The organism is Pseudomonas knackmussii B13 (assembly GCF_000689415.1).
Taxonomy (GTDB): domain Bacteria; phylum Pseudomonadota; class Gammaproteobacteria; order Pseudomonadales; family Pseudomonadaceae; genus Pseudomonas; species Pseudomonas knackmussii.
Genome location: NZ_HG322950.1, coordinates 1,705,232 through 1,730,586 on the forward strand (window position 1 = coordinate 1,705,232; position 25,355 = coordinate 1,730,586).

Below are 25,355 nucleotides of genomic sequence, written 5' to 3' on the forward strand. Positions count from 1 at the left end.
CATGTCCGCCAAAATTCTGCTCGTCGAAGATGATCGCGCGCTGCGCGAGGCGCTCTCCGATACCCTGCTGCTCGGCGGCTGCGACTTCACCGCGGTGGATTGTGCCGAGGCGGCGCTGGTCGCGCTGCAGCGCGAAGGCTTCGGCCTGGTGATCAGCGACGTGAACATGCCAGGCATGGACGGTCACCAGCTGCTCGGCCTGATCCGCGCACGCTACCCGCAACTGCCGGTGCTGCTGATGACCGCGTACGGCGCGGTGGATCGCGCTGTGGACGCCATGCGTCAGGGCGCCGCCGATTACCTGGTCAAACCCTTCGAGCCGAAGGTGCTGCTGGAGTTGGTGGGGCGCCATGCCCTGGGCCGTTCGATCGCCGCTGAAGGCGAGGGACCGGTGGCCGTGGAGCCAGCCAGCCTGCAATTGCTGGAACTGGCTGCACGGGTCGCGCGCAGCGATTCCACTGTGCTGATCTCCGGCGAGTCCGGCACCGGCAAGGAAGTGTTGGCGCGCTACATCCACCAGCAGTCGCCGCGTGCGGGCAAGCCTTTCATTGCCATCAACTGCGCGGCCATTCCCGACAACATGCTCGAGGCCACCCTGTTCGGCCACGAGAAGGGCGCCTTCACCGGCGCCATCGCCGCGCAGCCGGGCAAATTCGAGCTGGCCGACGGCGGCACCATCCTGCTCGACGAGATTTCCGAGATGCCCCTGGCGCTGCAGGCCAAGCTGCTGCGCGTGCTGCAGGAGCGCGAGGTGGAGCGGGTAGGCGCGCGTAAGCCGATCGAGCTGGATATCCGCGTGCTCGCCACCACCAACCGTGACCTGCTCGGTGAAGTGGCGGCCGGGCGCTTCCGCGAGGACCTGTACTACCGCCTTTCGGTGTTCCCCCTGGCTTGGCGCTCGTTGCGCGAACGCCCGGCGGACATCCTGCCGCTGGCCGAGCGCCTGCTGGCCAAGTACGTGAAGAAGATGAACATGGCCGCGACGACCCTGTCGGCCGAGGCCCGCACTGCGCTGCTGGAGCACCCGTGGCCGGGCAACGTGCGCGAGCTGGACAACGCCATCCAGCGTGCGCTGATCCTGCAGCAGGGCGGCCAGATCCAGCCGCACGACCTGTGCCTGACTGCGCCCATCGGTCATCGGCCGGTGCCGGTGATGGCGCCGGTGGTGACTTTGACGCCGCCGCCGGCGAGTGTGCCGAGCAGCGCCGGAATTCCGTCACCGGCTGTCGCGGACATTGCCGGGGCCCTGGGCGAAGACCTCAAGCGCCGCGAGTTCCAGATGATCATCGACACCCTGCGCAGCGAGCGCGGCCGCCGCAAGGAGGCCGCCGAGCGCCTGGGCATCAGCCCGCGCACGCTGCGATACAAGCTCGCGCAGATGCGTGACGCCGGCATGGATGTCGAGGCCTACCTGTACGCCAGCTAAGCAGCATCGCTTTCCCCTTTCAGGCCCGCCGCGTGCGGGCCTCTTTCTTGGCGCGCGGGCGTCCCTAAACCTCCGAATAGAGCTGGAGGCCGCGCCATCCGGGCGCTTCGAAAATCTGGCACCCTTGTTGCAATTCCTTCTGGCAAAACGATGCCGGCGTCAAAAAGCCGTAGCCGATGTAGAGGGGAAGGGAAATGAGTCAGGGTATCGAGTTCAACCGCCTGCTGCTGGAAATGCGTTCCATGCAGATGGACGCCATGGCCAAGGCCAAACCGGTGGCAACCGCACCGGCTGCCGTGGAAGGCGCGCCGAACTTCTCCGACATGCTCGGGCAGGCGGTGAACAAGGTGAACGCCACCCAGCAGGCGGCCAGCAGCCTGGCCAATGCCTTCGAGGTCGGCCAGAGCAACGTCGACCTGACCGACGTGATGATCGCATCGCAAAAGGCCAGCGTTTCCTTCCAGGCCATGACCCAGGTACGCAACAAGGTTGTCCAGGCGTACCAGGACATCATGCAGATGCCCATCTGATTCACGGGGTAGATAGTTCATGGCCGATGCCACTGTAGACAACCAGGTCCCCGCCAAGGCCGGCGCAGCAGAAATGCTGAAGAAGCCGCTGATGGGCCTGCAGTTCCTCGAGAACCTCGCCGACATGCCAGTGCTGCGTCAGGTCGGCCTGCTCGTCGGGCTCGCGGCGAGCATCGCCATCGGTTTCGGCATGGTGCTCTGGTCGCAGCAGCCGGACTACAAGCCGCTGTACGGCAGTCTCAATGGTGTCGACGCCAACAAGGTGGTGGAGACGCTCAACGCCGCCGACATCGCCTACAAGGTCGACCCCAGCTCCGGCGCCCTGCTGGTCAAGGCCGACGACCTGGGGCGTGCGCGCATCAAGGTGGCCGGCGCGGGCATCGCCCCGACCGACAACAACGTCGGCTTCGAGATCCTCGACAAGGAACAGACCCTCGGCACCAGCCAGTTCATGGAGGCCACCAACTACCGCCGTGGCCTGGAAGGCGAACTGGCGCGGACCATCTCCAGCCTGAACAACGTCAAGGGTGCCCGCGTGCACCTGGCCATCCCGAAGAGCTCGGTGTTCGTTCGCGACGACCGCAAGCCCAGCGCCTCGGTGCTGGTCGAGCTGTATCCGGGCCGCAGCCTGGAGCCGAGCCAGGTGCTCGCCATTGTCAACCTGGTGGCTACCAGCGTGCCGGAACTGGACAAGGGCCAGGTCACCGTCGTCGACCAGAAAGGCAACCTGCTCTCCGACCAGCAGGAGCTCTCCGAGCTGACCGTGGCCGGCAAGCAGTTCGACTACACCCGGCGCATGGAAAGCAACTTCACCCAGCGCGTGCACAGCATCCTGCAGCCGGTGTTGGGCGAGGGCCGCTACAAGGCCGAGGTTTCCGCCGACGTCGACTTCAGCGCCGTGGAATCCACCGCCGAGTCCTACAACCCGGACCAGCCGGCGCTGCGCAGCGAGCAGGTCAACAACGAGGAGCGGCAGACTCCCGGCGGCGTCCAGGGCGTGCCCGGTGCGCTGTCGAACCAGCCGCCGACTCCGGCCAGCGCGCCGCAGAAGACCGCGCAGAACAGCTCTTCGGAATACATCGCGCCCGGCCAGCCGCTGAAAGATGCCAACGGCCAGCCCATCATCGATCCGAAGACCGGCAAGCCCGAGCTGGCGCCATACCCGACCGACAAGCGCGAACAGAACACCCGCAACTACGAGCTGGACCGTTCGATCAGCTACACCAAGCAGCAGCAGGGCCGTCTGCGCCGGCTGTCCGTCGCGGTGGTGCTGGACGACCGCATCAGCCTCGACGCCAAGACCGGCGAAGTCAGCCACAAGCCCTGGACCGCCGAAGAACTGGCGCGCTTCACCCGCCTGGTGCAGGACGCAGTGGGCTACGACGCCAGCCGTGGCGACAGCGTCAGCGTGATCAACGCGCCCTTCGCCCCGGAGCAGAACCTGGACGTCGCCTCGCCGCCGTTCTACTCGCAGCCGTGGTTCTGGGACGTGGTCAAGCAGGTGCTGGGCATCGTCTTCATCCTGGTGCTGGTGCTCGGCGTGCTGCGCCCGGTGCTGAACAACCTCAGCGGCAGCAAGAACAAGGCCCTGGTGGCCGGCGCTGGCGGCGACATGTCCCTCGGCGACTTGGGCGGCATGGAAGGCGAGCTGGCCGAGGACCGGGTGAGCCTCGGCGGTCCGTCGAGCATTCTGTTGCCCAGCCCCAGCGAGGGGTACGATGCGCAGCTGAACGCCATCAAGGGCCTGGTCGCCCAGGACCCGGGCCGCGTGGCCCAGGTGGTGAAGGAATGGATCAACTCGGATGAGTGACGTTGTATGAGCGCTACCGCCAAACTGAGCAAGGTCGACAAGGCCGCCATCCTCCTGCTGTCGCTCGGCGAGACCGACGCGGCGCAGGTGCTGCGGCACATGGGGCCGAAGGAAGTGCAGAAGGTCGGCGTGGCCATGGCGCAGATGCGCAACGTGCATCGCGAACAGGTCGAGCAGGTGATGGGCGAGTTCGTCGAGATCGTCGGCGACCAGACCAGCCTGGGCGTCGGCGCCGACAGCTACATCCGCAAGATGCTCACCCAGGCCCTGGGCGAGGACAAGGCGAACAACCTCATCGACCGTATCCTGCTGGGCGGCAACACCAGCGGCCTGGACAGCCTGAAGTGGATGGAGCCGCGCGCCGTCGCCGACGTGATCCGCTACGAGCACCCGCAGATCCAGGCCATCGTGGTCGCCTACCTGGACCCCGACCAGGCTGCCGAAGTGCTCAGCCACTTCGACCACAAGGTGCGCCTGGACATCGTCCTGCGCGTGTCTTCGCTGAACACCGTGCAACCCTCGGCGCTGAAGGAACTCAACCTGATCCTCGAGAAGCAGTTCGCCGGCAACGCCAACTCCACCCGCACCACCATGGGCGGCGTGAAGCGCGCGGCGGACATCATGAACTTCCTCGACAGCGGCGTGGAAGGCGCGCTGATGGACGCCATCCGCGAGGTGGACGAAGACCTCTCCGGGCAGATCGAAGACCTCATGTTCGTCTTCGACAACCTCGCCGACGTCGACGACCGCGGCATCCAGGCGCTGCTGCGGGAAGTCTCCTCCGACGTGCTGGTGCTGGCGCTCAAAGGCTCCGACGAGGGCATCCGCGAGAAGATCTTCCGCAACATGTCCAAGCGTGCCGCCGAGCTGCTGCGCGACGACCTCGAGGCCAAGGGCCCGGTGCGCGTCAGCGAAGTGGAAGGTGCGCAGAAGGAAATCCTCACCATTGCCCGGCGCATGGCCGAATCCGGGGAAATCGTCCTCGGCGGCAAGGGCGGCGAGGAGATGATCTAAGTGGTGAACCCAGGCAAGCCAAAGGGTGACGAAGATGCCGCCGGCCTGATCCGCGCGCGCGACGTTGCGGCCTTCGACCTGTGGTCGCTGCCCAGCTTCGACCCGGTGGTGGAGCGGCCGGAGCCCGAGCCGGAACCCGTGGTTGAAGAAATCCCCGAGATCGAGGAAGTCCCGGTCGAGGAAGTCAAACCGCTGACGCTCGAAGAACTCGAGGCGATCCGCCAGGACGCCTACAATGAGGGCTTCGCCACCGGCGAGAAAGACGGTTTCCACAGCGGCCAGATGAAGGCCCGGCAAGAGGCCGAGGCGGTCCTGCAGGAACGCTTGAAGAGCCTGGAAACCCTGATGGGCCAGCTGTTCGAACCGATCGCCGAGCAGGATCAGCTGATCGAGCAGGCCATGGTCAACCTGGTCAGCCAATTGGCGCGGCAGGTGATCCAGCGCGAACTGTCGACCGATTCCAGCCAGATCCGCCAGGTCCTGCGCGAGGCGCTCAAGCTGTTGCCGATGGGCGCGGAGAACATTCGCATCCACGTCAATCCGCAGGATTTCGAGCTGGTCAAGGCCATGCGCGATCGCCACGAGGAAAGCTGGCGCATCCTCGAAGACGACGCGCTGCTCCCCGGCGGCTGCCGCATCGAGACCGAACATTCGCGTATCGACGCGAGCATCGAGACGCGCCTGGCGCAGGCCAGCAAGCAGCTCTTCGAGCAGCAGCGCGACCAGGCCACGCACGCCCTGGAGCCGGACCTGCACATCGACCTGGATGCGCCCCATGCGTCTTGACCGGGTGAGCTTTGCCAAGCGCCTGGAAGGCTATGTCGAGGCCACTCGACTGCCATCGCAACCGGTGGTCGAGGGCCGCCTGCTGCGCATGGTCGGCCTGACCCTGGAAGCCGAGGGCCTGCAGGCCGCGGTGGGCAGCCGCTGCCTGGTGATCAACGACGGCGGCTATCACCCGGTGCAGGTGGAAGCCGAGGTCATGGGCTTCTCCGGCAACAAGATTTTCCTCATGCCGGTGGGCAGCCTCGTCGGCATCGCTCCCGGCGCCCGCGTGGTGCCGCTGCCGGACAGCGGCCGCCTGCCGATGGGCATGTCGATGCTCGGCCGCGTGGTCGACGGTGTCGGCCGTGCACTCGACGGCAAGGGCGGGATGCGCGCCGAAGACTGGGTGCCGATGGACGGCCCGGTGATCAACCCGCTGGCGCGCGAGCCTATCCACGAACCCATGGACGTCGGCATCCGCTCGATCAACTCGCTGCTTACAGTCGGTCGCGGCCAGCGCCTGGGCCTGTTCGCCGGTACCGGCGTGGGTAAGTCGGTGCTGCTGGGCATGATGACCAAGTTCACCAAGGCCGACATCATCGTGGTCGGGCTGATTGGCGAACGGGGCCGCGAGGTCAAGGAATTCATCGAACACATCCTCGGCGAGGAAGGCCTCAAGCGTTCCGTAGTGGTCGCATCCCCCGCCGACGATGCGCCGCTGATGCGCCTGCGCGCGGCGCAGTACTGCACGCGTATCGCCGAATACTTCCGCGACAAGGGCAAGAACGTCCTGCTGCTGATGGATTCGCTGACCCGCTACGCCCAGGCGCAACGCGAGATCGCCCTGGCCATCGGCGAGCCGCCGGCGACCAAGGGCTATCCGCCGTCGGTGTTCGCCAAGCTGCCGCGCCTGGTGGAACGTGCCGGCAATGGCGAAAAGGGCGGCGGCTCGATCACCGCCTTCTACACCGTGCTCAGCGAGGGCGACGACCAGCAGGACCCGATCGCCGACGCCGCGCGCGGCGTGCTCGACGGCCACTTCGTGCTGTCGCGCCGACTGGCCGAGGAAGGTCACTATCCGGCCATCGACATCGAGGCTTCGATCAGCCGGGTAATGCCGCAGGTGGTCAGCCCCGAGCAATTGCAGAACGCCCAGCGCTTCAAGCAGCTGTGGTCGCGCTACCAGCAGAGCCGCGACCTGATCAGCGTCGGCGCCTACGTTGCCGGCGGCGACGCCGAGACGGACCTTGCGATCCAGCGCTTCCCGGTGATGCGCCAGTTCCTGCGCCAGGGCCTGACGGAAAGCCAGAGCCTCGACGACAGCAGCCTGTTGCTCGACGCCGTGCTGACTGGCAAGGCCGGTTGAGGTCGCTCTGAATGTCCCGTGTAGCTGACGAGGGTCGTCCATGAACCGCCGCGCCGAACGCCTGGCGCCGGTCGTGGACATGGCCCTGAAAGCCGAGCGCGAGGCCGCGCGGCAGCTCGGCCAGGCGCAGAACCAACTGCTCCAGGTACAGCGCAAGATGGCCGAACTGGAACGCTTTCGCGGCGACTACCAGCAGCAATGGATCGAGCGCGGCCAGCACGGCGTCAGCGGTCAGTGGCTGATGAACTACCAGCGCTTCCTCTCGCAGCTGGAAACCGCCGTGGAGCAGCAGGGCCGCAGCCTGACCTGGCACCAGGACGTGGTCGACAAGGCCCGCGCCAGCTGGCAGGAGAAGTACGCCCGCCTCGAAGGCCTGCGCAAGCTGGTCGAACGCTACCGCCAGGAAGCGCAGTTGCTGGCGGACAAGCAGGAACAGAAGCAGCTCGACGAGTTCGCCCAGCGCCTCAAGCCAAGCGCGTACTGAGGCCTTCCTGCTAGGCTTCGGCGCACGTTGCACCCGATTCGTCCGAGAACCTCGCCGATGCCGTTCAATCGCGCCCTGCTGCAAACCCATCCGCGCCTGTTGATTGCCGCAGCTGCCGGCCTGCTGCTGGCCCTGGCGGCCAATCCGCTGGCGCCGCTGCCGCGCGCACTGGCCGGCTGGAACCTGACGGCCTGGCTCTACGTGCTGCTGATCGCCGGCCATGCCGCGCGCTCGCGCGCCGAGGAGGTACGGCGCCTGGCCGAGATCGAGGACGAGAATGCCCGTGCGGTGCTGGCAATCGCCTGTCTAGCGGCGCTCGCAAGCCTGGTCGCCATCGTGTTCGAACTGGCCGGCGCGCATGACCTGCAGGGCAGCGCCAAGTTGCTGCGCTATGTCTTCACCGGCAGCACCGTGCTCGGTTCCTGGTTCTTCATCGGCACGCTCTTCAGCATGCATTACGCGCGGCTGTACTACAGCGCCGAGCAGCCACCGCTGCACTTCCCCGACGCGCAGCTGCAGCCGGACTACTGGGACTTCGCCTACTTCGCCTTCACCATCAGCGTCGCCGTGCAGACCTCCGACGTGAGCATCGTCTCGCCGGCGATGCGCAAGCTGGTGCTGGTGCAGTCCATCGTGTTCTTCCTGTTCAACACCGCGATCCTCGGCCTGAGCATCAACATCGCCGCCGGCCTCATCGGCTGACGCGAGTCAGTGCCGCCAGAAGGCCGGGGTGAACAGCACCAGCACGGTGAGGATCTCCAGGCGGCCGAAGAGCATGCCGAAGGACAGCAGCCACTTGGCCGCATCCGGCAGCGGTGCGAAGTTGCCCGACGGGCCGATGATCGGCCCCATCCCCGGCCCCACGCCGGCCACGGTGCTGGCAGCACCGGTCAGTGCGGTCATCCAGTCCAGGCCGAGGAAGGTCAGGGCCAGGCCCAGGCCGGCCACGGTCGCGCCGAAGAAGAACGAGAAGGTCAGGATCGAGCGCACGATCTCCTCGTCCAGGCGGTGGCCGTTGTAGCGCTGGCTGAGCACCGCGCGCGGGTGGATCAGCTGGTACAGGCTGCTCCTGAGCAGGATGAAGGCGACCTGGAAGCGGAAGATCTTCAGGCCGCCGGCGGTGGAGCCGGAGCAGCCGCCGATGAAGCCCAGGTAGAAGAACACCATGATCGAGAAGTGGCCCCAGAGGCTGTAGTCGCCCAGGGCGAAGCCGGTGGTGGTGACCACCGAGGTGACGTTCACCGCGACGATGCGGAAGGCGTCGGGCCAGGACAGATTCGAGTTGAACGCGTACCAGGTGCCCATCACCAGCCAGGTGAACACCAGCAGGCCGAGGAAGCCGCGTACCTGGTGGTCCTTGTACAGCGCCTTGCGGTGCCCGCGCAGGGTGGCGACGTAGAGGGCGAAGGGCAGGCTGCCGAGGATCATCAGCACCACCGCCACCCAGTGCACCGCCGGCTGGTGCCACTTGGCCAGGGACTGGTCGGAGGTGGAGAAACCGCCGGTGGAGATCGCCGACATGGCGTGGTTGAGCGAATCGAACAGACCCATGCCGGCCCACCACAGCGCCAGGGTGCCGAGGAGGGTGATGCCGACGTACACCCCGACGATGTACTTGGCGACCATGTGCGAGCGCGGCATGACCTTGTCGCTGCGATCCGAGGACTCGGTCTGGAACAGGCGCATGCCGCCGATGCGCAGCATCGGCAGGATGGCCACTGCCATGCCGATGAAGCCGATGCCGCCCAGCCAGTGCAGCAGCGAGCGCCAGATGAGGATGCCCGGCGACATGCCGTCGAGCCCGCTGAGCACGGTGGAGCCGGTGGCGGTGATGCCCGACATGCTCTCGAAGATGGCGTCGGTGAAGCTCATGTGGCGCGCGAGGATGAAGGGCAGGGCGGAGAAGAAGCAGACGATGATCCAGCTCGACACCGTGAGCATGTACATGTCGCGCGGACGCAGGCGCACCTGCTCGGGGCGGCCGGGCAGGACCATGCCCAGGCCGGCGATCAGCGTCAGCAGGCTCGACCAGAGGAAGGGCGAGATCTCATGCGCGCGGTGGTAGTGGAAGAGGGTGGCCACGGGCACCAGCATGGCCACCGCCAGGGTGATCAGGAACAGGCCGATGATGTATCCGAGGATGCGTAGGGTCGGCAAAGCCATGGGGCGCGCTCAGCGGTCGTAAACGCGCAAGTCTACCTGCCGCCGGGCCGCCGTGCAGTGCTTCGCGGGCGTCTGAGGGAGCGTGCCCTTCTGTAGGAGCAGATCCTATCCGCGAAAAACCCGCGCTCATCTCCCATTCAGGAGCGCGCTTGGCGCGCTTCGCGGGCAAGGTCCGCTTGTGTTTTCTGGGTGATACCCCTTCGGGCCAGCGCAAGCGCTGTTCGCGATGAAGCCGCGTCCCGCGTTCGCGGGGATGACGCAGGAGAAAGCGAATCTTAGTCCCGTCACTCCCGCGAACGCGGGAGCCCAGAAGGCAGTTGCTCCTACATGGGGTGCTAACAGCGGCGGATTGCGCACGACTATCGCTTCACCCCCTGCGCTGATGAGAACCCATTGCGTCTACAATGTGCGTCTTTGCGTTCTTGCCGGAGGTAGCCCATGGAGGCTTACGAAACGCTGCTCAAACGAGTTTCCCATGCCCGCCTGGGCGAGCCGGCGCCCAGCGCCGAGCAGCTCGATCGGCTGTTCCGTGTGGCGCTGCGCGCGCCGGATCACGGTCAGCTGCGGCCTTGGCGCTTCCTCACCGTCGAGGGCGATGCTCGTGTGCAATTGGGCGAACTCTTCGCTCGCGCCCTGAGTGCGGAGCAACCCGACGCCACCCCCGAAGCCTTGGCCAAGGCGCGGGCCATGCCGATGCGTGCGCCGACTCTGGTGGTCGCCATCGCGCGTCTGCAGGACCACCCGAAGGTGCCGGAGATCGAGCAGATGCTGGCGGCCGGCTGCGCGGCCTATGGCGTGGTGCAGGGCGCTTTCGTGGAAGGGTTGGGTGCCATGTGGCGCACTGGCGCCATGGCGTTCGATCCCGTGGTGCGCGATGGACTGGGGCTGGCCGCCAACGAACGCATCGTCGGTTTCATCTACCTGGGCACGCCGATCGGCGAGCTGCGTCAGCCGGTCGCGCTCGATCCGGCGGACTTCGTCAGCGCCTGGCGGGGCTGAGCGGCAGTTCCAGGCGTACCTTCCAGTGGTTGCCGCTGGTTCGCCAGCGCAGCCGTCCGCCCTGCCAGGCCGCCAGTCTCTGCGCGCCGGGGGGGGCCCGCGGCAGCCAGCGGCGGGCCTGGGCGTCATCGCCGTCGAGGTCGACGCGCAAGGCGCCACGCTGCAGGCCAAGGCCCAGCGCTACGGCTGCGTCGTCCTGCCATTCCACGGCATCGGCCAGTAGCGCATCCAGCGCTTGCTGCAAGGCCTCCGGCCAGCTCAGCAGCGGCCAGGTGCCGCCCGCCGGCAGGCTGAGGCGCAATTCCGGCCAGCGCCGCCGCCAGCGTTGCGCGAGCAGGCCGAGCTCCACCGCCATGACCAGGCTTTGCGGCTCGGCGCCGGGATTTTCCGGTAGCAGAGGCATCGGCAGGGCGACGGGCGACATCAGTGCGGTTGCGTTCATGGCAGGCTCCGCGGTCAGACGTGAGGGCGGGTGAGCGGCACTTCGATGCTCGCCACGAACCCGCCTTCCGGGTGATTGCTCAGGCGCAGGCGCCCGGCGTGGCGTTCCACCGCGCGTCGGGCGATGGCCAGGCCCAGGCCATGGCCCGGGCTGTCCTGGTTAGGCGCGCGGTAGAAAGGTTCGCCGAGCTGCCCCAGATGCGCGGCGTCGGCGCCCGGACCGTGGTCGCGCACGCGCAGATGCAGCAGGTGGCCGTCGCTGTCGGCCTCGACTTCCAGCGGCTTGCCCGGCGGGTTGAAGCGCAGGGCGTTGCGCAGCAGGTTGTCCAGTGCGCGTTCGAGCATGTCCGGCCAGCCGTCGAGCGCCAGGTCTTCGGGCACGCGCAACTGGATGTGCTGTTCCGGCGCGAGCAACTGGGCGTCCTCGCGCAGGCGTTCGAGCATCGGCAGCAGGGCGATCTTGCTGGCCGGCCCGGGATCGGCGTCGAGGCGGGCGAGGGCGAGGATCTCGGCGATCAGCGCCTCCAGGCGGTCGCACTCCTGCTCCAGGCGCGGCCACATGTTGGCGCGCTGTTCCGGCGTGGCCCGCTCGGCCAGGGCCAGGGCGATACGCAGGCGCGCCAGCGGCGAGCGCAGCTCGTGGGAGACGTCGCGCAGCAACTGGCGCTGGCTGCTGATCAGCCGCTGCAGGCGTGCGCCCATGCGGTTGAAGTCGCGTGCCAGCACGCCCAGCTCGTCACCGCGGCGCGCCAGCAGGGCCAGGCTGTCCTGCTGGTAGGCGGTCTGGCCGAGGTCATGCACGGCGCGGCGCAGGCGGTTCAGCGGGCGGGTGATGGAGAGGGTCAGCAGCAGGCTGAAGATGGTCAGCACCACCAGGGCGATGCCCAGGGCGCTGAGCGGCCACAGCAGGCTGCCGCGATGCCAGGCCTCCAGGGCGCCGTGCGGAATTCGGTAGATGAACAGGTAGGTGTGGTCGGTCTGCGCGCTGGTGTATTCCTGGCTCAGCTGGCGCCAGGGGAAGCGCGGCAGGTTCTGCGGGTTGAAGCCTGCCTCGGGCCGTTTCGGCGGACGCGGCAGGTAGGTGCCGTCGACCAGGCGCTGCCCGGTTTCGTCGAGCACCTGCACCGACAGGTCGAAGTCGTGGCGGCGCTGCTCCAGCAGCTGCTGTGCGGCGGCGGGCCCTTGGTTCTCATAGAGCACCGTCCACTGCTTGGCCAGGTCGTGCAGGCCGGGGTAGCGGGCGATGACCCAGGTGTCTTGATTGAGCGCGCGGCCGAGCAGGATGGAGAGCCCCGCGACCAGCAGCAGGGCAAGCCAGAAAGCGGCGAGAATCCGCCAGAAAAGCGATCGCATGGTCTTTCGGTTCAGTCGCATCGGCCTGCTCGGGTCGGGGTTTCATGAATGACGAAACGCCGGGTGGATGCCCGGCGTTTCGTGTGGGTTGCCGTCAGTTGGTCTTGGCGTCCGCCGGCGCTTTCTGCTTCGCGGCCCATTCGGCCTTGCGCTGCTCGCGCTTGGCCTTGATTTCGTCGAACTTCTTCTGCTGATCCGGGGTGAGCAGGCCGCGGATGCTCTGGTCGGTCTTGTCGCGGTTGGCCTTGAGCTCGTCTTGCATGGCCTTGCGTTCAGCGGCCGGCAGCTTGTTGAAGTACTTTTCGGTGATCTCGTGGCGCGACTTCATCGAATCGCCCATCAGCTTGCCGATCTGCTCGCGCTGCTCCTGGGTCAGGTTCAGCTCGCGCATCGGGCCGCCGTGGCCGAAGTGCTTGCCGCCGTGGCCATCCATCATCGGAGCGCCGGCGGGGGGCGGCGGGACGTCGCTCGGTGCCTGGGTGGCGGCCATCGCCAGGGTCGGCAGGGTGGCGGCGAACAGCAGGGCGGTGAGGGGCTTGCGCATGAAACTTCTCCTTTCGTGGACCGGTTTCTGAACCGGATGTGCCCAGTCTAGGCATGGCAAGGTCAAGGGCGGTCAGGCCCCGGTAAAGCTTCGGTAAAGATTGCGTCTAAGGCTCTGCACCGGGCTTTTCGGCCGGGGCGGCGCATCAGGGCGCGTAGAAATAGCCGCGCCCGCGCAGGGCCAGGATGCGCGGGCGACCGTCGGGGTGCGTGCCGAGCTTCTTGCGCAGGTTGCTGACGTGCATGTCCAGGCTGCGGTCGTAGAGGGTCAGCTTGCGGCCCAGGGCGATCTGCGCCAGGGCCTGCTTGTCCAGCGGCTCGCCCGGCTGGCGCAGCAGCGCCTCGAGGATGCGGCTTTCGGAGAGGGTCAGGCCGACGTCCTCGCCGCCGACGCTGGCGACGCCGCGGGCCAGGTTCAGGCTGAGGTCGCCGAGGTCGACCTGGGCGCTGGGCTGGCTTGGATGGCTGCGCCGCAGCACCGCGCGCAGACGGGCAGTCAGTTCACGCGGGTCGCAGGGTTTGGCCAGGTAGTCGTCGGCGCCGAGCTCCAGACCGAGGATGCGGTCCAGCGGCTCGCCGCGTGCGGAGAGCATCAGCACCGGCAGGTCGGGGTGCTCGCTGCGCAGTTGCTTGAGCAGTTCCAGGCCGCTGCCGTCGGGCAGCATGACATCCAGCACCACCGCATCCGGCGTGCGTCCGGACAGCGCCGCGCGGGCCGCGCTGCCATCGTGGCTGGCCCGGACGCTGAAGCCTTCCTGGGCCAGCCAGGTGCACAGCAGTTCGCACAGTTCGCGGTCATCGTCGATCAGCAGCAGCTCACTCATGGTCCGGCTTCTTTCAGTTGATCCACTCGCGGCGCTGGCGGCGACGGCCGCGACTCAGGGCGCCGAGGATGAAGGCGAGCAGGGCGGTGGCGCCCCCGGTCGCGAACCAGGTCTGCTCGTCGCTGAGCAGGCGTGGCGGTTGTTGGGCCTGGGCATCGCGCAGTTGCGATTTCAGGCGCTGGTTTTCCTGGCGTAAACGATCGACCACTGCATTGCCGGCACCGTTCAGTTGGGCGGTGAGTTCGGCACGCTGTCTTTCGCTATCGTCCAGGCGCTTCTGCAATTCGTTCAGGCGCTGGGCGAACTCATCGACTTCGGGGCTTTCGGGGCTGCTTGCGGGTTGAGCGTCGGTGGCAGGAGGGGCGCTGGTTTCGGCCAGGCTGGCGAGCGGCAGGCTCAGGCAGAACAGAAGGGGCAACAGCTGTCGAGGGCGCATCGCAACTCCTTGTACTGGGATGAACCTCGGATCATCGCGCTCCCGGCGATACCCGGCGATAGGAAATATCCTCTGCTGCCTGCGGGGGCGCGCTCCCTGCGCCGCCCCGTGCCTTACGGCAGGACTTTCTTGAACGGCTTGACCACGACGTCGGCGTACACGCCGGCCGCGCGGTAGGGGTCGGCATCGGCCCAGGCCTGGGCGGCGGCCAGCGACTCGAACTCGGCGACGATCAGGCTGCCGGTGAAGCCCGCGGCGCCCGGGTCGGGGCTGTCGATCGCCGGGTGCGGGCCGGCGAGGACCAGACGGCCTTCTTCCTTCAGCTGCTCGAGACGGGCCAGGTGTGCCGGGCGGGCAGCCAGGCGGCGTTCCTGGGAGGCGGTGATATCGCGGGCGATGATTGCGTAGAGCATGTCAGTCCTTGGGCTTTTCGCCGGTTGGGGCGTCGTGCATGTGGCGAGCCAGGAACACGCCCTGGCCGATCAGGAAGAGCAGGGTCATACCCAGGCTGCCGAACACCTTGAAGTCCACCCAGATGCTCTGGAAGGTGAAGGCAACGAACAGCTGGATGCAGCCGCAGATCACGAAGAACAGCACCCAGGCCAGGTTCAGACGCTGCCAGAGATGCTCCGGCAGCTGTACCGCATGGCCCATGATGCGCTCGATCAGCGGGCGCCGGTCGCCCACCAGGGTGCTGCCGAGGAAACCCAGGGCGAACAGCCAGTTGACCACCGGCGCCTTCCACTTCAGGAAGGTTTCGCTGTGGAAGGCCAGGGTCATGCCGCCGAACACCAGGCAGCAGGCAAGGGTCAGCCACTGGCCCTTGTCGAGCCGGCGCTGTTTGATCAGCAGGGCGCCGTAGACCAGCACCGAAGTGCCGATCAGTACGGCGGTGGCGCTGTAGATACCGCCGAATTCGAAGGCGTTGCCCGCCAGTTCGACGGTGCGCGGAGACAGCTTGTAGACAATGAAAAACAGGATGAGGGGGATGAAATCGATGAATTGCTTCATTGCGGCAGCCAGAGCCCAGTCGAGGCGGCATAATACCAACCTGCGGACGATCTGAAATAGTCACCCGTCTCGTCCGCTCCTGAGCGAATGCCGTGAACGCCCGCGGCACAGCGTCTATACAGAAGAAAACACCTTCCGGATTGCCCATGCGTGTCGACCTGCATTGCCACAGTACCGCCTCCGACGGCCAGCTTCCCCCGGCCGTGGTGGTCGGCCGCGCCCACGAGCGTGGTGTGCGCGTGCTCGCGCTGACCGACCACGACACCCTCGAAGGCCTGGCCGAGGCGCGTAGCGCCGCCGAGGAGCTGGGGCTGCACCTGGTCAACGGGGTCGAGCTGTCCTGCACCTGGGGCGGCGCGACCATCCATGTGCTGGGCTACGGCTTCGATCTGCAGGCCGAGCCGCTGCTGCGCGCGCTGGAAGATCTGCACCACGGTCGCTGGGCGCGCGCCGAAGAGATCGGCCGCCGCCTCGACGCCAAGGGCATGCACGGCGCCTTCGAAGGCGCGCGGGCGATCCAGCGCGAACTGGGCGACAGCGGCAACGCTCCTGCGCGCCCGCATTTTGCCGAGTTCCTGGTCCGCGAAGGCTACGTCGGCGACCGCGCCGAGGCATTCCGCAAGTGGCTTGGCGCCGGCAAGCTGGGTGACGTCAAGCAGCACTGGCCGGCGCTCGCCGAGGCGGTCGGGACGCTGCGCGAAGCGGGGGCCTGGATCAGCCTGGCGCACCCCTACCAGTACGATTTCACGCGTACCAAGCGACGCAAGCTGATCGCCGACTTCATCCAGGCCGGCGGCCACGCCATCGAGGTGGTCAACGGGCCGCAGCCGGCCGAGCAGGTCGGGGTGCTGAGCATCCTGGCCCGCGAATTCGGCCTGCTGGTCAGCGCCGGCAGCGATTTCCACGGTCCCAGCGACTGGTCGGAGCTGGGGCTGTACCGCGCCGTGCCGGACGACCTGCCGCCGCTGTGGATGCGCTTCAAGGGAGTGGCGCAGGTCCTAGAGGAGACTCAATGAGCCAGTTCTTCCAGATCCACCCGGAAAACCCGCAGCCGCGCCTGATCAAGCAGGCGGTGGAGATCGTCCGCCAGGGCGGGGTGATCGCCTATCCCACCGACTCCTCCTATGCGCTGGGCTGCCGTCTGGGTGAAAAGGGCGCGGTCGAGCGCATCCGTCGCCTGCGCAAGCTGGACGACAAGCACAACTTCACCCTGGTCTGCCGCGATCTTTCCGAGCTGGGGCTCTATGCCAAGGTCGATACCGGTCTGTTCCGCCTGCTCAAGGCGCACACACCGGGGCCGTACACCTTCATCCTCAACGCCACCCGCGAGGTGCCGCGCATGCTGCTGCACCCCAAGCGCCGTACCATCGGCCTGCGCGTGCCGGGCTGCCCGATCGCCCAGGCGCTGCTGCAGGAACTGGGCGAGCCGCTGATGAGCGTGAGCCTGATCCTGCCCGGGCAGCACGAGCCGCTGAGCGACCCCTACGAGATGCGCCAGATGCTCGAGCACGACGTCGACCTGGTGCTGGATGGCGGTTTCGGCGGCGTCGAGGCTTCCACCGTGATCAACCTTTCCGGCGACGAGGCGGAAGTGGTGCGCGTCGGTTGCGGCGATCCGACGCCGTTCGAGGTTGTCGCCTGATCCTGCCCATGATCGATCCCTTGTCCGCTATTCCGAGGCCCCGCGCTTGAGCAACGTCGATTCCCAGCGCCGTGTGCTGTCCGGCATGCGCCCCACCGGGCGCCTGCACCTGGGACACCTGCACGGCGTGCTGCAGAACTGGGTTCGCCTGCAGCACGAATACGAGTGTTTTTTCTCCATCGTCGATTGGCACGCGCTGACCACCGAGTACGACGATGTCGGGCAGATTCGCCAGCATGTGCGCGACATGGCCATCGACTGGCTGGCCGTGGGCGTCAGCCCCAGTGCCGCGACCCTGTTCATCCAGTCCCAGGTGCCCGAGCACGCCGAGCTTCACCTGCTGCTGTCGATGATCTGCCCGCTGTCCTGGCTGGAGCGGGTGCCCACCTATAAGGAATTGCAGGAGCGCCTCAGCCACAAGGACCTGTCCACCTACGGTTTCCTTGGTTACCCGCTGCTGCAGGCCGCCGACATCCTGATCTACCGCGCCGGCCTGGTGCCGGTGGGCTCCGACCAGATGGCTCACGTCGAGTTCTCCCGCGAAGTAGCGCGGCGCTTCAACCATCTGTACGGCGGCGAGGTGGACTTCGAGGAACGCGCCCAGGCGGCCATCGGGCGCCTCGGCAAGAAGACCGCCAAGCTCTACAGCGGCCTGCGCAAGGCCTGGCAGGAGCAGGGCGACGGTGATGCGCTGGAAACCGCGCGGGCGCTGCTCAAGGAGCAGCAGAACCTCACCCTCGGCGATCGCGAGCGACTGTTCGGCTACCTCGAAGGCTACAGCCGCGTGCTGCTGCCCGAGCCCCAGGCGCTGACCGCGAAGAACGCGCGCATGCCCGGGCTGGACGGGCAGAAGATGTCCAAGTCCCACGGCAACGTCATCGGTTTGCGCGAAAGCCCGGCCGAGGTCGAGGAAAAGCTCTCGCGCATGCCCACTGATCCGGCGCGGGTGCGCCGCAGCGATCCGGGCGACCCGCAGCGCTGCCCGGTCTGGCAGTGGCACCTGATCTACTCCGACGCCGGTTGCCAGCAGTGGGTGCAGGAAGGCTGCCGCAGCGCCGGCATTGGCTGCCTGGACTGCAAGCGGCCGCTGATCGAGGCGATCAACCAGGAGCTGTCGCCAATCCGCGAGCGCGCCCTGGACTTCGAAGACAACCCGGAGCTGGTGCGCAGCATCCTCGCCGAAGGCGCCGAACGGGCCCGCGAGGCAGCCCGCGAAACCCTGGTGGAAGTGCGCCAGGCCATGGGGCTGACCTACCGCTAGCGCAGTCTCCCTCCGTAGGAGCGGATCTCATCCGCGAATTGCGCCGGCCATTCCGGCCATCGCGGACAAGGTCCGCTCCTACGGGCTCGCATGTGCCGCTCCGTCCCTTTGCTTCCCCGGCGCTCATGAAAGCAGGGATAATGCCGCCCTGAATCTGCAGAGCCCGACGAGAGGCCGATGAGCGACCTGACCGAGCCGGAAGTCCCTTCCAGTCTTCCCGAGTACCGTGAGCCGGTACAGCTGGCGCTCGTCTACGGCGAGGCGGTCACCGAGTTGCCGCAGGACCTGTACATCCCGCCGGATGCCCTGGAAGTCTTCCTCGAGGCCTTCGAAGGCCCGCTCGACCTGCTGCTCTACCTGATCCGCAAGCAGAACATCAACATCCTCGACATCCCCGTGGCGGAAATCACCCGCCAGTACATGGGCTACGTCGAGCTGATGAAGTCGGTGCAGCTGGAGCTGGCCGCCGAGTATCTGGTGATGGCCGCCATGCTCGCCGAAATCAAGTCGCGCATGCTGCTGCCGCGCTCGGCCGAGGTCGAGGACGAGGAAGAAGACCCGCGCGCCGAGCTGATCCGCCGCCTGCAGGAATACGAGCGCTTCAAGAAGGCCGCCGAGGACCTCGACAATCTGCCGCGCCAGGGCCGCGACTACGTGGTGCCGACCGTGGCCGCGCCCGAGGCGAAGGCGCGCAAGCTGCTGCCGCAGGTGGACATGCAGGAGCTGATGCTGTGCATGGCCGAGGTGCTGCGCCGCGCCGACCTGTTCGAAAGCCACCAGGTCACCCGCGAGATGCTCTCTACCCGCGAGCGCATGAGTGAAATTCTCGAACGCCTGAAGGATGCCGGTTTCGTGCCCTTCATCGAGCTGTTCCGCGTCGAGGAAGGCCGTTTGGGCGTGGTGGTGACCTTCATGGCGGTGCTCGAACTGGTCAAGGAACAGTTGGTAGAGCTGGTGCAGAACCAGGCCTTCGCGCCTATCCATGTGCGCGCCCGGAGTGAGGTGGAGGAGGGGCCGCCGGCGAGCGAAGCCCTGGAGGAAGGCGACGAAGGTGTCTTCGAGCCAAGCGAGGAGCCCGCGCCTGAGCCTGCGTTCGAGGACATCGAGTTCGGCGGCTCGACGGATGCCGACGAAGACGAGCCGATCTGATCCCTGGCATTGCCGCCACCGCCGGCATTGAGTAGCTTTCCCCGCCAAACCGGCGATTCCCGAACCCGACCCGAGCGACCCGATGAACCTCTCCGACCCGCACGAACTGGCGACCCTGCTCGAAGGCATCCTGCTGGCCTCCGGCAAGCCGCTGTCGCTGGAGCGCCTGGGCGAGCTGTTCGAGGAGGCCGAGCGGCCCGAGCCGCAGCAGCTCCGCGACGCCCTGTCGATCCTCGCGCTGTCCTGCGCGGGGCGGGCCTTCGAGCTGAAGGAAGTGGCCACCGGCTACCGCCTGCAGATTCGCGAGCCGCTGGCGCCCTGGGTCGGCCGCCTGTGGGAGGAGCGCCCGCAGCGCTATTCCCGCGCGCTGCTGGAAACCCTGGCGCTGATCGCCTACCGCCAGCCCATCACCCGTGGCGAGATCGAGGACATCCGCGGTGTGGCGGTGAACACACAGATCATCAAGACGCTGATGGAGCGCGAGTGGATCCGCATCGTCGGCTACCGCGAGGTCCCGGGGCGCCCGGCGATGCTCGCCACCACCCGCACCTTCCTCGACTATTTCAACCTCAAGAGCCTGGAAGAGCTGCCGCCGCTGGCGGAGCTGCGCGAAATGGAGGCCGAGCCCGAAGACGTGCAGCTGGTGCCGATCAACCTGCCCAGCCCGGTTCTCGACGAGGACTACGTGCCGGCGTCGATCCAGGCGCTGGCCGACCAGGCCCTGCGCGAAGCCGGCGAAGAGCCGGAGCCCGCACCGCCGGAAGAAAAGCCCGAGGAAACCAGCTTCCGCAGCCTGCTCGCCGAGCTGGACGAGATGGAACAAGGGCTGAAGACCGACTTCGACGACCTATTGGTGCTGCCACCGGAGGCACCCGACGAAGAGGCTCCGCCGGAATCGGCTGCCATCTTGCCGGAGCCGCCGGCCGCCGAGCCTGAGCCTGGGCCTGCCGCCGCCGAACCGGCGCAGCCGGTGGAGGAGGAGTACGACGAGGAGCGCGCCCTGGCCGAGGCCATGCGCGAGGAGCTCGAGGCCCTGGCGCGCGATCGCGACCACTGATCTTCGTCGGTCTGGCGCCGCCGCAAAACGTTCAACCGTTGACTTCCGCCGCGCGCGCGACGACCTTATGTGCCGCGCCGGAACGGGCGGCGACGGTGGCACCTGGGGGAACCGTCGGATTCCCGCCGTTCGTGGCAGATACCAACACATTCATCTTTCAACAGTCGGCTGCCGTCATCGTGCAGACCACTGAGTGCGCTCAATGAAAAGAACTCGAATCAGCCGCATCGGGCTCGGCCTGCTGCTCGGGCTGAACAGCGCTTGTCTGCTGGCTGCCGAAGGGCCGGCCGTACCGCAGCCGGGGCAGTCCAAGGACGACTTCATCAATCAGCTGATGGGGCAGATGACCCAGCAGGAAAAGATCGGCCAGCTGCGCCTGGTCAGTGTCGGCCCGGATCATCCGAAGCCGGTCCTGCTCGACGAGATCGCCGCCGGCACCACCGGCGCGATCTTCAACACCGTGGTGCGTCCGGGCATTCGCGACCTGCAGGACGCGGCCATGAAGAGCCGCCTGAAGATCCCGCTGTTCTTCGCCTACGACGTGGTCCACGGCCACCGCACCGTATTCCCCATCGGCCTGGGCCTGGCCGCCAGCTGGGACATGGGCGCGGTCGCCACCAGCGCGCGCATCGCCGCTGAAGAGGCCAGCGCCGACGGCCTCAACCTGACCTACTCGCCGACCGTCGACATCGCCCGCGATCCGCGCTGGGGCCGTGTTTCCGAAGGCTTCGGCGAAGACACCTACCTGGTCAGCCGTATCGCCGAGACCGTGGTCAAGAGCTACCAGGGCAAGGGCCTGGACCAGCCCGGCACCATCATGGCCGGGGTCAAGCACTTCGCCTTGTACGGCGCCGGTGAGGGCGGCCGCGACTACAACACCGTCGACATGAGCCTGCCGCGCATGTTCCAGGACTCCCTGCCGCCGTACCGCGCGGCGATCGACGCCGGCGCCGGCGCGGTGATGGTGTCGCTGAACAGCGTCAACGGCGTTCCCTCCACCGCCAACAAATGGCTGCTGCAGGATGTGCTGCGCCAGCAGTGGGGCTACAAGGGCGTGCTGCTCAGCGACCACGGCGCGGTCATGGAGCTGATCAAGCACGGCGTCGCCGGTGAACCGCGTGAAGCGGCGCGCCTGGCAATCGCCGCGGGCGTCGAGATGAACATGAACGACGACCTCTATGGCAAGGAGCTGCCCGAGCTGCTCAAGGCCGGCGCCATCCAGCAGAGCGATATCGACCGCGCCTGCCGCGACGTGCTCGCGGCCAAGTGGGACATGGGCCTGTTCAAGGACCCGTACCGCTACCTGCAGGGCGCCGACCCGGTGGACACCGACGCCGAAAGCCGCCTGCACCGCGCCGAAGCCCGCGACGTGGCGCGCAAGGGCATGGTCCTGCTGAAGAACCAGGGCGACGTGCTGCCGCTCAAGCGCAACAGCACCATCGCGCTGATCGGCCCGCTGGCCGACAGCAAGCGCGACGTCATGGGCAGCTGGTCCGCCGCCGGCAAGGCCTTCCAGGCCGTGACCGTGCTAGAGGGCATGGGCCATGCCACCCGCGGCAAGGGTGCGCTGCTCTACGCCAAGGGCGCCAACGTCACTAATGACGAAGAGATCATCAAGTACCTCAACGAGTACAACCAGGACGTGGTGATCGATAAGCGCAGCCCGCAGGCGATGATCGACGAGGCAGTGGCCAAGGCGAAGATGGCCGACGTGGTCGTGGCCGTGGTCGGCGAAGCCCAGGGCATGGCCCACGAGGCATCGAGCAAGGCCAACCTGCGCATCTCCGCGAGCCAGCTCGACCTGCTCAAGGCGCTCAAGGCCACCGGCAAGCCGCTGGTGCTGGTGCTGATGAACGGCCGTCCGCTGGACCTGCGCTGGGAAAGCGAGAACGCCGACGCCATGCTGGAAACCTGGTTCAGCGGCACCGAGGGCGGCAACGCCATCGCCGACGTGCTGTTCGGCGACTACAACCCGGCAGGCAAGCTGGCCATGACCTTCCCGCGTTCGGTGGGGCAGATCCCGATCTACTACAACCACCTGAACACCGGCCGTCCGTTCGACCACGAGCACCCGAACAAGTACACCTCGCGCTACTTCGACTCGCAGAACGGCCCGCTGTACCCCTTCGGCTACGGCCTGAGCTACACCAGCTTCAGCGTCTCCGACGTGAAGCTGTCGAGCGCGAAGATGCACAAGGGCGACACCCTGACCGCACGCGTGACCGTGAAGAACACCGGCAAGCGCGCCGGCGAGACCGTGGTGCAGCTGTACCTGCGCGACCTGGTGGCGTCCATCAGCCGGCCGGTCAAGGAGCTCAAGGGCTTCCGCAAGGTCATGCTGCAGCCGGGCGAGTCGAAGGTGGTGGAGTTCCCGATCCGCGAACAGGACCTGCGCTTCTACGACGGCAGCCTGCGCTACGCCTCGGAGCCGGGTGACTTCAAGGTGATGATCGGCCTGGACTCGGACGACGTGAAGGAAGGGCAGTTCACCCTGCTCTGATCGCGTCTCGGCGTTCTACTTGTCGCCCCGACCGGCCTCGCCGCTCGGGGCGATGTCTTTCTGGCGGCGGACCGCCCGTCGCACACGCCGGCAACCTATCACCGGCGCCCCCATGTTCAATGCGGGAACCGAGGAGAAGCGCGCATGAAAGACCCCTGCATCAGTGTCTGCGAGTTCGACGATGGCATCTGTCGTGGCTGTGGGCGCAGCCGCGCCGAGATCAGGGCCTGGAAGAAGCTGGATCGGCCGCAGCGCCAGGCCGTACTGGCGGAAGCCGACATGCGCCTGCTGGTGCTGCAGGCGCGCGGGAGGCGCAAGTTCCGCTGAAATTCGCCCTTTCGGAAAAGTTGGAACGCTTCCTGCTATTACCCCTGTGACGCCCATGCCGGCGTCAAAACTTTGATGTTCGCGGGCGACAGACCCGCGCCAGGGCAGGGGAGTTCGGGGTGGATCGTACGCAATTGATCGGAACAGTGCGCAGCAACCTGGCCGGGATGGGCCGTGGCAGCCTCGGCGTGCCGCTGCTGCTGCTGGCGATGCTGGCGATGATGACGCTGCCGATCCCGCCGTTCCTGCTGGACGTGCTCTTCACCTTCAACATCGCGCTTTCCATCGTCGTCCTGCTGGTCTGCGTGTACGCCCTGCGCCCGCTCGACTTCGCCGTTTTCCCGACCATCCTGCTGGTCGCCACCCTGCTGCGCCTGGCACTGAACGTCGCCTCCACCCGCGTGGTGCTGCTGCACGGCCACGACGGCCACGCTGCCGCCGGCAAGGTGATCCAGGCCTTCGGCGAGGTGGTGATCGGCGGCAACTACGTGGTCGGCATCGTGGTCTTCGCGATCTTGATGATCATCAACTTCGTGGTGGTCACCAAGGGTGCCGGGCGTATCTCCGAAGTGAGCGCCCGCTTCACCCTCGACGCCATGCCCGGCAAGCAGATGGCCATCGACGCCGACCTCAACGCCGGCCTCATCGAGCAGGCCGAGGCGAAGAAGCGCCGCGCCGAAGTGGCCCAGGAAGCCGATTTCTACGGCTCCATGGACGGTGCCTCGAAATTCGTCCGCGGCGACGCCGTCGCCGGCCTGCTGATCCTCTTCATCAACCTGATCGGCGGCGTGGCCATCGGCGTGATCCAGCACGCCATGTCCTTCGGCGACGCCGGCAAGGTCTACGCCCTGCTGACCATCGGTGACGGCCTGGTGGCGCAGTTGCCTTCGCTGCTGTTGTCGACCTCCGCCGCGATCATGGTGACCCGCGTGTCCAGCGCCGAAGACATGGGCGCCCAGGTCAACCGGCAGATGTTCTCCTCGCCCAAGGCGCTGGCCATCTCTGCCGCCATCCTCATCGCCATGGGCCTGGTCCCGGGCATGCCGCACATTTCCTTCATCGGCCTCGGTGCGCTGGCCGGTGCTGGCGCCTGGATGATCGTGCAGCGCCAGCGCAAGACGGCCCAGGCCGAGGCCCAGGAAGTGCAGCGTCAGCAGGAACTGCTGCCGGCGCAGCGCGCCCAGGAGACCAAGGAGCTGGGCTGGGACGACGTGACCCCGGTGGACATGGTCGGCCTGGAAGTGGGCTACCGGTTGATCCCGCTGGTCGATCGCAACCAGGGCGGCCAGTTGCTGGCGCGGATCAAGGGCGTCCGCAAGAAGCTGTCGCAGGACATGGGCTTCCTCATGCCCTCGGTACACATCCGTGACAACCTCGACCTGCTGCCCAACGCCTATCGTTTGACGCTCATGGGCGTCAGCGTGGCGGAAGCGGAGATCTATCCGGACCGCGAACTGGCGATTAACCCCGGTCAAGTGTTTGGCAGCCTCAACGGCATCGCCGGCAAGGACCCTGCGTTCGGCCTGGAAGCGGTGTGGATCGAGGCCGGCCAGCGCGACCAGGCGCAGTCCCTCGGCTACACGGTGGTGGACGCCAGCACCGTGGTCGCCACGCACCTCAACCAGGTGCTGCACAAACATGCCCACGAGCTGCTCGGCCACGAAGAGGTCCAGCAACTGATGCAGCTGCTGGCCAAATCCTCGCCGAAGCTGGCGGAAGAGCTGGTTCCGGGGCTGATTTCCCTGTCGACCCTGCTCAAGGTCCTGCAGGCGCTGCTGCAGGAACAGGTGCCGGTACGCGACATCCGCACCATTGCCGAGTCCATCGCCAACGTTGCCGCCAAGAGTCAAGATCCCGCCGCGATGGTCGCCGCGGTTCGCGTCGCGCTGAGCCGCGCAATCGTGCAAAGCATTGTGGGGCTTGAGCCGGAGCTGCCTGTGATCACTCTGGAACCCAGGTTGGAACAGATCTTGCTCAATAGCTTGCAGAAGGCCGGACAAGGCTCGGAAGAAGGCATTCTTCTGGAGCCGGGGATGGCCGAGAAGCTGCAACGCTCGTTGGTCGAGGCGGGGCAGCGTCAGGAGATGCTCGGGAAACCGGCGATCCTCCTGGTAGCCGGCCCCATCCGCGCGATGATGTCGCGATTCGCTCGGATGGCGGTGCCCAGCATGAGCGTGCTGGCCTACCAGGAAATCCCGGATAACAAGCAAGTGACCATCGTCGCCACCGTTGGACAGAATTGAAGGACAGCGCC

At 67.0% G+C, this 25,355-nt stretch carries 25 protein-coding genes; 17 read left to right on the forward strand and 8 right to left on the reverse strand.

Features of this window, described 5'->3' with window-relative positions; genetic code table 11:
- The first annotated feature begins 1 nt into the window (after position 1).
- From fleR to PKB_RS08200, 8 genes are all read left to right on the forward strand, one after another.
- On the forward strand, positions 2-1,426 hold the full coding sequence (gene fleR, locus PKB_RS08165) for a sigma-54-dependent response regulator transcription factor FleR (RefSeq protein WP_043250647.1): 1,425 nt from the start codon (positions 2-4) through the stop codon (positions 1,424-1,426).
- A 194-nt stretch (positions 1,427-1,620) separates the two neighbouring features.
- Complete coding sequence (gene fliE / locus PKB_RS08170; protein ID WP_043250649.1) at positions 1,621-1,956, forward strand: flagellar hook-basal body complex protein FliE; 336 nt, start codon at positions 1,621-1,623, stop codon at positions 1,954-1,956.
- 19 nt (positions 1,957-1,975) lie between these two features.
- Positions 1,976-3,766: a flagellar basal-body MS-ring/collar protein FliF gene (fliF, locus tag PKB_RS08175; protein WP_043250652.1), complete on the forward strand. Its 1,791-nt coding sequence runs from the start codon at positions 1,976-1,978 to the stop codon at positions 3,764-3,766.
- Between the two features lie 6 nt (positions 3,767-3,772).
- Positions 3,773-4,780 (forward strand): flagellar motor switch protein FliG, encoded by a 1,008-nt coding sequence (gene fliG / locus PKB_RS08180; protein ID WP_043250654.1) that lies wholly within the window; start codon positions 3,773-3,775, stop codon positions 4,778-4,780.
- A gap of 3 nt (positions 4,781-4,783) precedes the next feature.
- Positions 4,784-5,566, forward strand: coding sequence for a flagellar assembly protein FliH (gene fliH, locus PKB_RS08185; protein WP_242411238.1), 783 nt, complete (start codon positions 4,784-4,786; stop codon positions 5,564-5,566).
- The gene (fliI, locus tag PKB_RS08190) at positions 5,556-6,911 is read left to right on the forward strand and encodes a flagellar protein export ATPase FliI (RefSeq protein WP_043250658.1); all 1,356 of its coding nucleotides are present in this window, start codon (positions 5,556-5,558) and stop codon (positions 6,909-6,911) included. Before fliH ends, fliI begins: the two co-directional genes overlap by 11 nt.
- A 40-nt stretch (positions 6,912-6,951) precedes the next feature.
- Positions 6,952-7,395, forward strand: a complete 444-nt coding sequence (gene fliJ, locus PKB_RS08195) for a flagellar export protein FliJ (protein ID WP_043250660.1) — start codon at positions 6,952-6,954, stop codon at positions 7,393-7,395.
- 57 nt (positions 7,396-7,452) lie between these two features.
- The gene (locus tag PKB_RS08200) at positions 7,453-8,097 is read left to right on the forward strand and encodes a DUF1345 domain-containing protein (RefSeq protein ID WP_043250662.1); all 645 of its coding nucleotides are present in this window, start codon (positions 7,453-7,455) and stop codon (positions 8,095-8,097) included.
- A gap of 6 nt (positions 8,098-8,103) precedes the next feature.
- Here PKB_RS08200 and PKB_RS08205 read toward each other — a convergent pair whose 3' ends face one another.
- The gene (locus PKB_RS08205; RefSeq protein WP_043250664.1) at positions 8,104-9,558 is read right to left on the reverse strand and encodes a TrkH family potassium uptake protein; all 1,455 of its coding nucleotides are present in this window, start codon (positions 9,556-9,558) and stop codon (positions 8,104-8,106) included.
- A 438-nt stretch (positions 9,559-9,996) separates the two neighbouring features.
- On the opposite strand from PKB_RS08205, the gene PKB_RS08210 reads away from it, so the two are divergent.
- Positions 9,997-10,557, forward strand: a complete 561-nt coding sequence (locus tag PKB_RS08210; RefSeq protein ID WP_043250666.1) for a nitroreductase family protein — start codon at positions 9,997-9,999, stop codon at positions 10,555-10,557.
- On the opposite strand, the gene PKB_RS08215 is transcribed toward PKB_RS08210, so the two are convergent.
- The 7 genes from PKB_RS08215 to PKB_RS08245 all read right to left on the reverse strand — a co-directional run bounded on the left by PKB_RS08215 (position 10,538) and on the right by PKB_RS08245 (position 15,165).
- Entirely contained in the window at positions 10,538-10,999 is a 462-nt protein-coding gene (locus tag PKB_RS08215; protein WP_052355208.1) for a hypothetical protein, read from the reverse strand. The genes PKB_RS08210 and PKB_RS08215 overlap by 20 nt on opposite strands.
- A gap of 14 nt (positions 11,000-11,013) precedes the next feature.
- On the reverse strand, positions 11,014-12,351 hold the full coding sequence (locus tag PKB_RS08220) for a sensor histidine kinase (protein ID WP_043257055.1): 1,338 nt from the start codon (positions 12,349-12,351) through the stop codon (positions 11,014-11,016).
- Between the two features lie 94 nt (positions 12,352-12,445).
- Positions 12,446-12,895, reverse strand: a complete 450-nt coding sequence (locus PKB_RS08225) for a Spy/CpxP family protein refolding chaperone (protein WP_043250668.1) — start codon at positions 12,893-12,895, stop codon at positions 12,446-12,448.
- A gap of 145 nt (positions 12,896-13,040) precedes the next feature.
- Positions 13,041-13,718: a response regulator transcription factor gene (locus PKB_RS08230; protein ID WP_043250671.1), complete on the reverse strand. Its 678-nt coding sequence runs from the start codon at positions 13,716-13,718 to the stop codon at positions 13,041-13,043.
- Between the two features lie 13 nt (positions 13,719-13,731).
- A complete protein-coding gene (locus PKB_RS08235; protein WP_043250673.1) occupies positions 13,732-14,154 on the reverse strand; it encodes an SH3 domain-containing protein in 423 nt (140 codons plus the stop codon).
- Positions 14,155-14,267: 113 nt separating this feature from the next.
- Positions 14,268-14,567: a YciI family protein gene (locus PKB_RS08240; protein ID WP_043250675.1), complete on the reverse strand. Its 300-nt coding sequence runs from the start codon at positions 14,565-14,567 to the stop codon at positions 14,268-14,270.
- A 1-nt stretch (position 14,568) separates the two neighbouring features.
- On the reverse strand, positions 14,569-15,165 hold the full coding sequence (locus tag PKB_RS08245; protein WP_043250677.1) for a septation protein A: 597 nt from the start codon (positions 15,163-15,165) through the stop codon (positions 14,569-14,571).
- Between the two features lie 146 nt (positions 15,166-15,311).
- Here PKB_RS08245 and PKB_RS08250 point away from each other — a divergent pair, with 146 nt between their 5' ends.
- The 8 genes from PKB_RS08250 to flhA all read left to right on the forward strand — a co-directional run bounded on the left by PKB_RS08250 (position 15,312) and on the right by flhA (position 25,344).
- Entirely contained in the window at positions 15,312-16,181 is an 870-nt protein-coding gene (locus PKB_RS08250; RefSeq protein ID WP_043250679.1) for a PHP domain-containing protein, read from the forward strand.
- The gene (locus PKB_RS08255; RefSeq protein ID WP_043250682.1) at positions 16,178-16,807 is read left to right on the forward strand and encodes an L-threonylcarbamoyladenylate synthase; all 630 of its coding nucleotides are present in this window, start codon (positions 16,178-16,180) and stop codon (positions 16,805-16,807) included. The genes PKB_RS08250 and PKB_RS08255 overlap by 4 nt, the downstream gene beginning before the upstream one ends.
- Before the next feature lie 46 nt (positions 16,808-16,853).
- Complete coding sequence (locus PKB_RS08260) at positions 16,854-18,068, forward strand: tryptophan--tRNA ligase (RefSeq protein ID WP_043250684.1); 1,215 nt, start codon at positions 16,854-16,856, stop codon at positions 18,066-18,068.
- A gap of 306 nt (positions 18,069-18,374) precedes the next feature.
- Positions 18,375-19,217 carry a segregation and condensation protein A gene (locus PKB_RS08265; protein WP_236658405.1) on the forward strand — a complete coding sequence of 281 codons (843 nt, stop codon included), beginning with the start codon at positions 18,375-18,377 and terminating at the stop codon, positions 19,215-19,217.
- Positions 19,218-19,299: 82 nt separating this feature from the next.
- On the forward strand, positions 19,300-20,274 hold the full coding sequence (gene scpB / locus PKB_RS08270; RefSeq protein WP_043250687.1) for an SMC-Scp complex subunit ScpB: 975 nt from the start codon (positions 19,300-19,302) through the stop codon (positions 20,272-20,274).
- 202 nt (positions 20,275-20,476) lie between these two features.
- A complete protein-coding gene (gene bglX, locus PKB_RS08275; RefSeq protein ID WP_043250690.1) occupies positions 20,477-22,774 on the forward strand; it encodes a beta-glucosidase BglX in 2,298 nt (765 codons plus the stop codon).
- A 144-nt stretch (positions 22,775-22,918) separates the two neighbouring features.
- A complete protein-coding gene (locus tag PKB_RS08280; RefSeq protein WP_043250692.1) occupies positions 22,919-23,101 on the forward strand; it encodes a DUF1289 domain-containing protein in 183 nt (60 codons plus the stop codon).
- Between the two features lie 119 nt (positions 23,102-23,220).
- A complete protein-coding gene (gene flhA / locus PKB_RS08285) occupies positions 23,221-25,344 on the forward strand; it encodes a flagellar biosynthesis protein FlhA (protein WP_043250695.1) in 2,124 nt (707 codons plus the stop codon).
- The last annotated feature ends 11 nt before the right edge of the window (positions 25,345-25,355 follow it).

Coding starts and splice junctions, on each gene's coding strand:
- PKB_RS08215 (WP_052355208.1), bottom strand. CDS start 10,999: ATGAACGCAACCGCACTGATGTCGCCCGTCGCCCTGCCGATGCCTCTG.
- fleR (WP_043250647.1), top strand. CDS start 2: ATGTCCGCCAAAATTCTGCTCGTCGAAGATGATCGCGCGCTGCGCGAG.
- fliJ (WP_043250660.1), top strand. CDS start 6,952: ATGAACCGCCGCGCCGAACGCCTGGCGCCGGTCGTGGACATGGCCCTG.
- PKB_RS08225 (WP_043250668.1), bottom strand. CDS start 12,895: ATGCGCAAGCCCCTCACCGCCCTGCTGTTCGCCGCCACCCTGCCGACC.
- fliI (WP_043250658.1), top strand. CDS start 5,556: ATGCGTCTTGACCGGGTGAGCTTTGCCAAGCGCCTGGAAGGCTATGTC.
- PKB_RS08220 (WP_043257055.1), bottom strand. CDS start 12,351: ATGCGATCGCTTTTCTGGCGGATTCTCGCCGCTTTCTGGCTTGCCCTG.
- PKB_RS08280 (WP_043250692.1), top strand. CDS start 22,919: ATGAAAGACCCCTGCATCAGTGTCTGCGAGTTCGACGATGGCATCTGT.
- fliF (WP_043250652.1), top strand. CDS start 1,976: ATGGCCGATGCCACTGTAGACAACCAGGTCCCCGCCAAGGCCGGCGCA.
- PKB_RS08205 (WP_043250664.1), bottom strand. CDS start 9,558: ATGGCTTTGCCGACCCTACGCATCCTCGGATACATCATCGGCCTGTTC.
- bglX (WP_043250690.1), top strand. CDS start 20,477: ATGAAAAGAACTCGAATCAGCCGCATCGGGCTCGGCCTGCTGCTCGGG.
- PKB_RS08200 (WP_043250662.1), top strand. CDS start 7,453: ATGCCGTTCAATCGCGCCCTGCTGCAAACCCATCCGCGCCTGTTGATT.
- PKB_RS08240 (WP_043250675.1), bottom strand. CDS start 14,567: ATGCTCTACGCAATCATCGCCCGCGATATCACCGCCTCCCAGGAACGC.
- PKB_RS08210 (WP_043250666.1), top strand. CDS start 9,997: ATGGAGGCTTACGAAACGCTGCTCAAACGAGTTTCCCATGCCCGCCTG.
- PKB_RS08230 (WP_043250671.1), bottom strand. CDS start 13,718: ATGAGTGAGCTGCTGCTGATCGACGATGACCGCGAACTGTGCGAACTG.
- scpB (WP_043250687.1), top strand. CDS start 19,300: ATGAACCTCTCCGACCCGCACGAACTGGCGACCCTGCTCGAAGGCATC.
- PKB_RS08255 (WP_043250682.1), top strand. CDS start 16,178: ATGAGCCAGTTCTTCCAGATCCACCCGGAAAACCCGCAGCCGCGCCTG.
- PKB_RS08235 (WP_043250673.1), bottom strand. CDS start 14,154: ATGCGCCCTCGACAGCTGTTGCCCCTTCTGTTCTGCCTGAGCCTGCCG.
- PKB_RS08245 (WP_043250677.1), bottom strand. CDS start 15,165: ATGAAGCAATTCATCGATTTCATCCCCCTCATCCTGTTTTTCATTGTC.
- fliG (WP_043250654.1), top strand. CDS start 3,773: ATGAGCGCTACCGCCAAACTGAGCAAGGTCGACAAGGCCGCCATCCTC.
- PKB_RS08250 (WP_043250679.1), top strand. CDS start 15,312: ATGCGTGTCGACCTGCATTGCCACAGTACCGCCTCCGACGGCCAGCTT.
- fliE (WP_043250649.1), top strand. CDS start 1,621: ATGAGTCAGGGTATCGAGTTCAACCGCCTGCTGCTGGAAATGCGTTCC.